Source organism: Rhodopseudomonas sp. BR0C11, from assembly GCF_010820945.1.
Taxonomy (GTDB): domain Bacteria; phylum Pseudomonadota; class Alphaproteobacteria; order Rhizobiales; family Xanthobacteraceae; genus Rhodopseudomonas; species Rhodopseudomonas palustris_H.
Genome location: NZ_QTKI01000185.1, coordinates 1 through 8,880, shown reverse-complemented (window position 1 = coordinate 8,880; position 8,880 = coordinate 1). Strand labels below are relative to the sequence as shown.

The following is an 8,880-nucleotide window of genomic DNA, read 5'->3' as shown; positions in this document are numbered from 1 at the left end:
ATGAAGCCGACCATGATCACTACGCCGATCACGAACAGGACCACCTGCAGGATGTGGGCGGCGCTCTCGCCGAGACCGAACAGGATCGCCAGTGCCCACCCGCCCGCGAATGCGGCTCCGAACACCTCGGCGCCAATCAGAATGGCGGCGCTGATGACGGTGATGACGCTCGGCCAGGCGATCTGGCGCGATCCGGCGGCGGTGGCAGGCTTGCTCATGGTTCGAAGGTCCTTCTGGCGGGCGCAATCTAACGAAATCGCCCGCGTCGGCAAGCGCAAGCCGATGATCCCGTAAAGTGTCAGCAGTGGGGCGTCTGGTGCGCCTTGCGTAATTTACCAGCAGCAACAAGGCAATCCGGGCGCAAAAAAGCCGTACGCAATGGTATATGTCGTGCGATTACGAGGCCCCGCATTCAGGATGGATTGATGTCAGAAAGCTCCGGACCGATTGCCGCACCCGCTGATGCCGGCAATCCGCTGCTGGCCGCCTGGACCACCCCGTTCGAGACCCCGCCGTTCGCCGAGATCAGGCCCGAGCACTTCATGCCGGCCTTCGAGCAGGCGTTCGCCGACCACGCCGGCGAGATCGCCGCGATCGTCAACGATCCGACCGAGCCGGACTTCGACAACACCATAACGGCGCTGGAGCGCGCCGGTAAGCTGCTGAACCGGGTCGCCGCGGTGTTCTACGACCTGGTGTCGGCGCATTCGAGCCCGGAGCTGCTGAAGATCGACGAAGAGGTGTCGCTGCGGATGGCGCGGCACTGGAATCCGATCATGATGAACGCGGTTCTGTTTGGCCGGATCGCGGCGCTGCGCGACAAGGCGGCGCTTTTGAACCTGACGCCGGAGCAGAGCCGGCTGCTGGAACGCAGCTACACCCGTTTCCACCGCGCCGGCGCTGGCCTCGACGAGGCCGCCAAGGCGCGCATGGCCGAGATCAACGAGCGCTTGGCGCAACTCGGCACCAGCTTCAGCCATCATCTGCTCGGTGACGAGCAGGAGTGGCTGATGGAGCTCGGCGAGGGCGATACCGAGGGGCTGCCCGACAGCTTCGTGGCCGCCGCCCGCGCTGCGGCCGAAGAGCGCGGGATGCCCGGCAAGGCGGTGGTGACGCTGTCGCGGTCGTCGGTCGAGCCGTTCCTGAAGATGTCGAGCCGGCGCGACCTGCGCGAGAAGGTGTACCGCGCCTTCATCGCCCGCGGCGACAACGGCAATGACAACGACAACAACGCCATCATCGCCGAAATCCTCAGCCTGCGCGAGGAAAGCGCCAAGCTGCTCGGCTATCCGACCTTTGCGGCCTATCGGCTCGAAGACTCGATGGCCAAGACGCCGGAGGCGGTGCGCGGTCTGCTCGAGCGCGTGTGGAAGCCGGCGCGGGCCCGCGCGCTCGCCGACCGCGACGCGCTGCAGGAGCTGGTTACTGAAGAAGGCAGCAACTTCAAGCTGGCACCGTGGGACTGGCGCTACTACGCCGAAAAGCTGCGCCAGCGCCGTGCCAATTTCGACGATGCCGCGATCAAGCCGTATCTGACGCTCGACGGCATGATCGCCGCGGCGTTCGACACTGCCACGCGGCTGTTCGGCATCACCTTCGAAGAACGCAAGGACGTCCCGGTGTGGCATCCGGATGTCCGGGTGTGGGAGGTCAAGGATCCAAACGGCGCGCATCGCGGGCTGTTTTACGGCGACTATTATGCCCGGCCGTCGAAGCGCTCCGGCGCCTGGATGACGTCGCTGCGCGATCAGCAGAAGCTCGACGGCGCGGTGGCGCCGCTTATCATAAACGTCTGCAACTTCGCCAAGGGCGCCGGCGGCGAGCCGTCGCTGCTGTCGCCCGACGATGCCCGTACGCTGTTTCACGAGTTCGGCCACGGGCTGCACGGCATGCTGTCGGACGTGACCTACCCGTCGCTGTCCGGCACCAGCGTGTTCACCGACTTCGTCGAGCTGCCGTCGCAGCTCTACGAGCACTGGCAGGAGCAGCCGCAGGTGCTGCGGCAGTTCGCCCGCCACTACCAGACCGGCGAGCCGCTGCCCGACGACCTGCTGCAGCGCTTCATCGCCGCCCGCAAGTTCGGCCAGGGCTTCGCCACCGTCGAGTTCGTCTCCTCGGCGCTGCTCGATCTCGAATTCCACACCCAACCGGCCGCCAGTATCGGCGAGATCCGCGCCTTCGAGCGCAAGGAGCTCGACAAGATCGGCATGCCGGAAGAGATCGCGCTGCGGCACCGGCCGACCCAGTTCGGCCACATCTTCTCCGGCGATCACTACGCCTCGGGCTACTACAGCTACATGTGGAGCGAGGTGATGGACGCCGACGCGTTCGGCGCGTTCGAGGAGGCCGGCGACATCTTCGCGCCGGAGGTGGCCAAGCGGCTGCGCGAAGATATCTATTCGTCCGGCGGCTCGCGCGATCCGGAGGAAGCCTATGTGGCGTTCCGCGGCCGCAAGCCGGAGCCCGACGCGCTGCTCCGCCGCCGCGGCTTGCTCGACACGCCGGAGGCCGCGTAGCCGCATGATCGGCCTATTGCGCCGCGCCGCCGTCCGCTCCGCGCTGGTCGCGGCGGTCGTGGCCCTGTTCGGCTTCGGCACCGCCGAGGCCCACCCCCACGTCTGGGTGACCTCGACCAGCGAATTGGTTTATGCGCCGGATGGCTCGTTCACCGGCGTCCGCCACGCCTGGGCGTTCGACGACATGTTCTCGACCTATGCGCTGCAGGGCATCGAGACCAAGGAGAAGGGCGTCTATAGCCGCGAGGAGCTGGCTCCGCTGGCGCAGACAAACGTCGAGTCGCTGAAGGAATTCGCCTACTTCACCTTCGCCAAGGTCGGCGGCAAGAAGCAGAAGTTCGGCGAGCCGGTCGACTATTACCTGTCCTACAAGGACAACGTGCTGACGCTGCACTTCTTCCTGCCGCTGAAGACGCCGGTGAAGAGCAACGAGCTGTCGGTCGAGGTGTTCGACCCGAGCTACTTCATCGACTTCTCATTCGCCGAAAAGAACCCGGTCAGCCTGGTCGGCGCGCCGTCCGGCTGCGCGCTGAACTTCCAGCGCCCGACCGACGGCAGCGCCACCGCGCAGCGGATGAGCGAAGACAACTTCCTGAACGGCGACAATTCCAACTACGGTGCGATGTTCGCCAACAAGATCGCGGTGACCTGCCCATGACGCAGCCGGAACGACTTGGTGAGGCGGGCGCGGATAGGTGGAAGCTCGGAACGGTGGCCGCCCTCGGTCTAGGCATCGTCGTCGCGGGCCTGTTCGCCGACGGCGCTCTGCACGCGGCGCTGGCGCATAATCCGTTCGGGGCGCCGAAGGGGGCTGCGGAACCACAGGCCGGCGGTATCATCGGTTGGCTGCTGGCGCAGCAATCGGCGTTCTACAAGCAGATGTCGGCGACGATCCGCGCCGCCAAGGCCGACGGCAGCGCGGTGTGGACCCTGCTGGCGATCTCGTTCGCCTACGGGGTATTTCACGCTGCCGGACCGGGCCACGGTAAGGCGGTGATCTCGTCCTATCTGGTCGCCAATGAAGAGACCGCGCGGCGCGGCATCGCGCTGTCGTTCGTCTCGGCGATGCTGCAGGCGGTGGTGGCGGTGCTGATCGTCGGCATCTGCGCCTGGCTGCTGAATGCCACCGCGAGCACGATGTGCAGCGCCGAGCGCGCGATCGAGATCGGCAGCTACGCGCTGATCGCGCTGTTCGGCGCGCGGCTGGTCTGGGTCAAGGGTGGCGGCTTCCTGCGCGCCCTGCAGGCCTCGATGCGCAAGCCGCAGCTGGCGATGGCCGGCGTGCCGGCGGCGCTGACGGATCACGACCATCACCACCACGATCATGATCACGCTGGGCACGGCCATGCCCACGCCCGCGCGGCGCATGGCGATCATCAGCACCATCATCATGACCATGGGCACGGCCACGACCACGGTCATGCGCATAGCCACCACGATCACCACCATCATCACGGTCCTGGCGAAGCCTGCGACCATTGCGGCCATTCGCACGGGCCGGAACCGAGCGAGCTCGCCGGCCCGGGCGGTTGGCGGCGCGGTCTTGGTGCGGTGCTGACCGTCGGCATCCGCCCCTGTTCGGGGGCGATTCTGCTGATGGTGTTTGCGCTCGCCCAGGGCTTGTTCTGGGCTGGGATCGTCGCCACCTTCGTGATGGCGCTGGGCACCGCGATCACGGTCGCGACCATCGCGGTGGCGGCGGTGTCGGCAAAGGGGCTGGCCCGCAAGCTGGCTGCACAGCGCGATGGCGGCGGCATGCTGGTGATGCGGGGCCTCGAGTTTGGCGCCGCCGGTCTGGTGCTGCTGCTCGGCTGCGGACTTCTCCTAGGGTATGTCGCAGCCGAACGTGTGACGTGTCTTTAACCAGCAGCCTGCAAATCTGCGCCTTGCGTGGGTTTCGGCAAAACCCAACGGCGGCTCGTGCGTAGATGATCAGGACACCATGGAACCGCCCTCGCGATGCCGCGGTGTACGACGCACCGACCGTCACCGCGTCGTCTTGACAACGATAGGCCAAAGCGCGAAGCCAGCAGCAACATGAGCGTCATTGTTCCGATCCATGGACCAGCGATCGCCCCGGCGCCCGCGCCGGAGCGGGTCGGTGTGCTGTTGGTGAACCTCGGCACCCCGGACAGCTGTGACACCAAAGGTGTTCGCATCTATCTGCGGGAGTTCCTGTCGGATCCGCGCGTGATCGAGAACCAGGGGTTGTTCTGGAAGCTGGCGCTCAACGGCATCATTCTGAACACCCGTCCGGCCCGCAAGGCCAAGGACTACCAGAAGATCTGGAACCACGAGAAGAACGAGTCGCCGCTCAAGACCATCACCCGCGCGCAGGCCGAGAAGCTGTCGGCCTCGCTGGGCGATCGCGGCCATCTGATCGTCGATTGGGCGATGCGCTACGGCAACCCGTCGCTGCGCGACCGGATCGAGGCGTTGGTGGCGAAGGGCTGCACCCGGCTGCTGGTGGTCCCGCTGTATCCGCAATATTCGGCCGCGACCTCGGCGACGGTGTGCGACCAAGCGTTTCGCGTGCTGCGCGAGCTGCGTGCCCAGCCGACGCTGCGGGTAACGCCGCCGTATTATCGCGACCCGGCCTATATCGACGCGCTCGCGACCTCGATCAAATCGCACCTCGCCTCGCTGTCGTTCGAGCCCGAACTGATCGTGGCCTCGTTCCATGGCATGCCGCAGGCCTATATCGACAAGGGCGATCCCTATCAGGCGCAGTGCGTAGCGACCGTCGAGGCGCTGCGCGAGCGGATGGGCGTTGCCGACGACAAGCTGCTGCTGACCTTCCAGTCGCGGTTCGGCTTCGATCAGTGGCTGCAGCCCTACACCGACAAAACCATCGAGGCGCTGGCCCGCAAGGGCGTGCGCAAGCTCGCCGTGGTGATGCCCGGCTTCTCGGCCGACTGCCTGGAGACGCTGGAAGAGATCGCGCAGGAAAACGCCGAGATCTTCATGGAGCACGGCGGCGAGGAATTCACCGCGATTCCCTGCCTCAACGACTCCGACGCCGGTGTGCAGGTGATCCGCCAGCTCGTACTGCGCGAGCTGCAAGGCTGGCTGTAACGAAGCGAAGGCTGTCGTCAGCGCCAGCCTTCCGCGACCAAATCCCCCATCGTCGAACCTGGATTGCGGCGACCGCGACCCACCAGTGTTGCGCCGTGCCGGCGCACGCATCACCATGACCGCACGGATGCCGAAATCCGGCGAGGAGAGTTTGCATGTTTTATGATCTCAGCGGATTCGATGTGGTGTCCATCGTTCTCGTCCTGCTGGTGATCCTGACGCTGTTCGCGGGCGTCAAGACGGTGCCGCAGGGATACAACTGGACCATCGAACGGTTCGGCAAGTTCACCCGGACTCTGGCGCCGGGTCTCAACCTGATCATTCCGTATTTCGATCGCGTCGGCCGCAAGATGAATGTGATGGAGCAGGTGATCGAGATCCCGCAGCAGGAAGTCATCACCAAGGACAACGCCACTGTGACAGTCGACGGCGTCGCGTTCTACCAAGTGTTCGACGCCGCCAAGGCGAGCTACGAAGTCGATAATCTGCAGCAGGCGATCATCGTGCTGACCATGACCAACATCCGTTCGGTGATGGGCTCGATGGATCTCGACCAGGTGTTGTCGCATCGCGACGAGATCAACGAGCGGCTGCTGCGCGTCGTCGATGCTGCGGTGTCGCCGTGGGGCATTAAGGTCAACCGCATCGAGATCAAGGACATCGTGCCGCCGAGCGATCTGGTGGAGGCGATGGGCCGGCAGATGAAGGCTGAGCGCGTCAAGCGCGCCGACATCCTGCAGGCCGAAGGTCAGCGCCAGTCGGAGATCCTGCGCGCCGAGGGCGCCAAGCAGGCGCAGATCCTGCAGGCCGAGGGGCGGCGTGAAGCCGCGTTCCGTGACGCCGAGGCGCGCGAGCGCTCCGCCGAAGCCGAAGCACGCGCGACCCAGATGGTGTCGGAAGCGATCGGCAAGGGCGATGTCGCGGCGCTGAACTACTTCATCGCCGACAAGTACATCAAGGCGTTCGGCCAGCTCGCCGAATCGCCGAATCAGAAGGTGATCATGCTGCCGGTCGAGGCGATGAGCATGCTCGGCTCGCTCGCCGGCATCGGCGAGATCGCCAAGGCGACCTTCGGCGAAGGCGCCGCCTCGGCGCCGGCCGCCCGCCGCGGCTCGGTGCCGCCGACGACGCCGGTGCCGCCGGCACGGTGAGACGGAGGCCGCTGCCATGACCGCGATCCTCATCGCGCTCGGCGCCTGGAACTGGCTGATCTTCGGCCTGGTGCTGATGGCGTTGGAGCTGTTGGCGCCGGGCGTCTTTCTGTTCTGGCTCGGGCTCGCAGCACTCCTGGTCGGAGTGCTTTCGCTGCTGCTGGAGCCGGGATGGCAGGCGCAAATCCTGCTATTCGGCCTGTTCGCGGCCGCCGCGGTGCCGCTGTGGCGGCGGATGGCGCGCGGCGGCGACGTCGAGGTTCATGCGACCAACCCCTACCTCAACCGCCGCACCGATGCTCTGGTGGGGCGTGAATTCACCCTCGAAAAGCCGATCGAGGGCGGCGTCGGCATGGTGCGGATCGACGACACCGTCTGGCGGGTGTTCGGCCCCGATACGCCGGCCGGCCAACGTGTGCGGATCGTCGCGGCGGATGGTGCGAAGCTGACGGTGGCGGCGCTGTAACTCGGCCTTCGTCGTCGAGGTAATGAGCCTAGTTTCGTGGTTTTCACACCGAGATGTGTGGATGACGACACTGGGCCCCTCGGGAGAAAGCGCCAATCCGCCTTCAATCTGGAGATGGAGCGATCGAGCGCAGCGGCAGGCAGAGGTCTGTGAGGAGGTCCGAGGGCTTGGTGTCCTGCGGGCTGTTGAGATACTTCTCGACGACCGGGCGGTCGTCAGCTTCGCGGTCGGATTGCGGAAGCCAGGTGCCGAACAGCCAGTTATAAGCGGCCGACATATCGGCATAGGGGCCCTTGTGCCGAAGCACCGCATAGTCGCCCCCGGCGATCTTGATGCGCTCGACCGGCGGATCGAGGTCTTTGCCGCCCGGCGCTGCGAGCGCTGCGAACGAGCGCAACCGCTCCGGCGGCACGGCCGTCGGATCGTCGAGATACACCGCGATCATTTCGATCCGCTCCGGCAGGGCGCCGCGAGCGGCGAGTTGACCGAACAGCATTCCGAAGGCCTTGCCGATCTCGATATACGGACCGTCGTGGCGGATGGCGAACGCGGGAATGGCATCGAATCGTTGGATTTCGATCGACCAGCCACCTTGCTGAGTGGCGAGTTGCCCCAGCCGGAAATCGGCATGACTACCCCGCTCGCGATAGGTCGCCGGCGGCAACCCATAGGCGTCCGCAAAGGCGCGCGTGAACGCCGCCGGGCTGGCATATCCTGCTTTGGTCGCGATCTGCGCGATCGGGTCATCGGTCTGCGCCAGACTGACGGAGGCGCGCTGCAGCCGCAGACGGCGTGCGGTGGCGACCGCGGTTTCACCTCGGCAGGCGTGATAGATTCGATGCCAGTGATATGGCGAGAGCGACGCGACTTCGGCGATCCTGTCGAAGTCAAGCTCGCCATCGAGATTGTCGTGAATGTACGACGTCACTCGGTCAAGTCGGTCCTGGTAGTTCGTCCGTGTCATGATCATCGGTCCTCGCGCGCGACAGTTGTTGTCGCGGAGTGACATGCAGCGGGTTGATAAATCCTGCGGACTTTCGACCGACCCCAGTCATTGGCGGCGGCCCTGCCAGGCTTGTGGCGCAACCGGCGGCATCGCTCCGTGCGCCCGGCCCGCTACCCACGCCGGGCATGGACTTGGCTTCCAGCAGCCAAATCCAGCCACGATAACGGATCGACGATGTCGCCGGACTTCCGCCGGTCACGCCATTGCGCTGGGTATCGAACCCAGACATGGAGCGGGGGGAAAGAGCCTGCGACCGTCCTTTTGTTCGGTCGAGTTTTCGGAGAGGTGCCCAGGTTAGGGCGAAGTGGCGCTTACGCCACCCCGGCCCGCAGCAGGTCGTGCAGATGCACGATGCCGAGCGGCTTCTTGCCTTCGGCGACCAGCAGCGCGGTGATCTTCGAGGAGTTCAGCAGCTCCAGCGCCTGGCCGGCGAGCAGGTTCGGGCTGATCGTCTTCGGATTCCGCGTCATCACCTCGTCGACCGTGGCAGTCATCAGGTCGGACCGCATATTCCGGCGGAGGTCGCCGTCGGTGACGATGCCGGCGATCTGACCGTTGCTGTCGATGATGCCGACGCAGCCGAAACCCTTGGCGGACATTTCGACCAGCGCATCCGACATCCGGGTGCCGAGCGGCTTCAGCGGAATCGCTTCGCCGGTGTGCATC

At 65.7% G+C, this 8,880-nt stretch carries 9 protein-coding genes; 6 read left to right on the top strand and 3 right to left on the bottom strand.

All coding sequences use genetic code 11. The annotated features are described in order from the left end of the window. Positions 1 to 218, bottom strand: a 218-nt coding sequence (locus tag DYI24_RS15105) for a hypothetical protein (RefSeq protein ID WP_164572867.1), incomplete at its 3' end; no start/stop codon positions are given. Positions 219 to 425: 207 nt separating this feature from the next. Here DYI24_RS15105 and DYI24_RS15100 point away from each other — a divergent pair. The 6 genes from DYI24_RS15100 to DYI24_RS15075 all read left to right on the top strand — a co-directional run bounded on the left by DYI24_RS15100 (position 426) and on the right by DYI24_RS15075 (position 7,208). Further along, positions 426 to 2,516: a M3 family metallopeptidase gene (locus DYI24_RS15100; RefSeq protein ID WP_164572866.1), complete on the top strand. Its 2,091-nt coding sequence runs from the start codon at positions 426 to 428 to the stop codon at positions 2,514 to 2,516. A 4-nt stretch (positions 2,517 to 2,520) separates the two neighbouring features. Continuing rightward, positions 2,521 to 3,174 carry a DUF1007 family protein gene (locus DYI24_RS15095; RefSeq protein WP_107343036.1) on the top strand — a complete coding sequence of 218 codons (654 nt, stop codon included), beginning with the start codon at positions 2,521 to 2,523 and terminating at the stop codon, positions 3,172 to 3,174. A gap of 53 nt (positions 3,175 to 3,227) precedes the next feature. Further along, on the top strand, positions 3,228 to 4,379 hold the full coding sequence (locus DYI24_RS15090) for a nickel/cobalt transporter (RefSeq protein WP_502706347.1): 1,152 nt from the start codon (positions 3,228 to 3,230) through the stop codon (positions 4,377 to 4,379). Between the two features lie 174 nt (positions 4,380 to 4,553). Further along, the gene (gene hemH, locus DYI24_RS15085; RefSeq protein WP_107343038.1) at positions 4,554 to 5,591 is read left to right on the top strand and encodes a ferrochelatase; all 1,038 of its coding nucleotides are present in this window, start codon (positions 4,554 to 4,556) and stop codon (positions 5,589 to 5,591) included. Positions 5,592 to 5,746: 155 nt separating this feature from the next. Next, positions 5,747 to 6,742, top strand: a complete 996-nt coding sequence (locus DYI24_RS15080; protein ID WP_164572864.1) for an SPFH domain-containing protein — start codon at positions 5,747 to 5,749, stop codon at positions 6,740 to 6,742. Between the two features lie 16 nt (positions 6,743 to 6,758). Beyond that, positions 6,759 to 7,208 carry an NfeD family protein gene (locus DYI24_RS15075; protein WP_164572863.1) on the top strand — a complete coding sequence of 150 codons (450 nt, stop codon included), beginning with the start codon at positions 6,759 to 6,761 and terminating at the stop codon, positions 7,206 to 7,208. A 103-nt stretch (positions 7,209 to 7,311) separates the two neighbouring features. Here the strand turns inward: DYI24_RS15075 and DYI24_RS15070 are convergent, their stop codons facing one another. Both DYI24_RS15070 and DYI24_RS15065 read right to left on the bottom strand, forming a co-directional pair. Further along, positions 7,312 to 8,172 carry an AraC family transcriptional regulator gene (locus tag DYI24_RS15070; protein ID WP_164572862.1) on the bottom strand — a complete coding sequence of 287 codons (861 nt, stop codon included), beginning with the start codon at positions 8,170 to 8,172 and terminating at the stop codon, positions 7,312 to 7,314. 353 nt (positions 8,173 to 8,525) lie between these two features. After that, positions 8,526 to 8,880: CBS domain-containing protein (locus DYI24_RS15065; RefSeq protein WP_164572861.1), on the bottom strand; the 355-nt coding region annotated here is incomplete at its 5' end.

What these genes read in the sequence shown, in the direction of transcription:
- DYI24_RS15100 (WP_164572866.1), top strand. Translation starts at nt 426, where the DNA reads ATGTCAGAAAGCTCCGGACCGATTGCCGCACCCGCTGATGCCGGCAAT.
- DYI24_RS15095 (WP_107343036.1), top strand. Translation starts at nt 2,521, where the DNA reads ATGATCGGCCTATTGCGCCGCGCCGCCGTCCGCTCCGCGCTGGTCGCG.
- hemH (WP_107343038.1), top strand. Translation starts at nt 4,554, where the DNA reads ATGAGCGTCATTGTTCCGATCCATGGACCAGCGATCGCCCCGGCGCCC.
- DYI24_RS15080 (WP_164572864.1), top strand. Translation starts at nt 5,747, where the DNA reads ATGTTTTATGATCTCAGCGGATTCGATGTGGTGTCCATCGTTCTCGTC.
- DYI24_RS15075 (WP_164572863.1), top strand. Translation starts at nt 6,759, where the DNA reads ATGACCGCGATCCTCATCGCGCTCGGCGCCTGGAACTGGCTGATCTTC.
- DYI24_RS15070 (WP_164572862.1), bottom strand. Translation starts at nt 8,172, where the DNA reads ATGACACGGACGAACTACCAGGACCGACTTGACCGAGTGACGTCGTAC.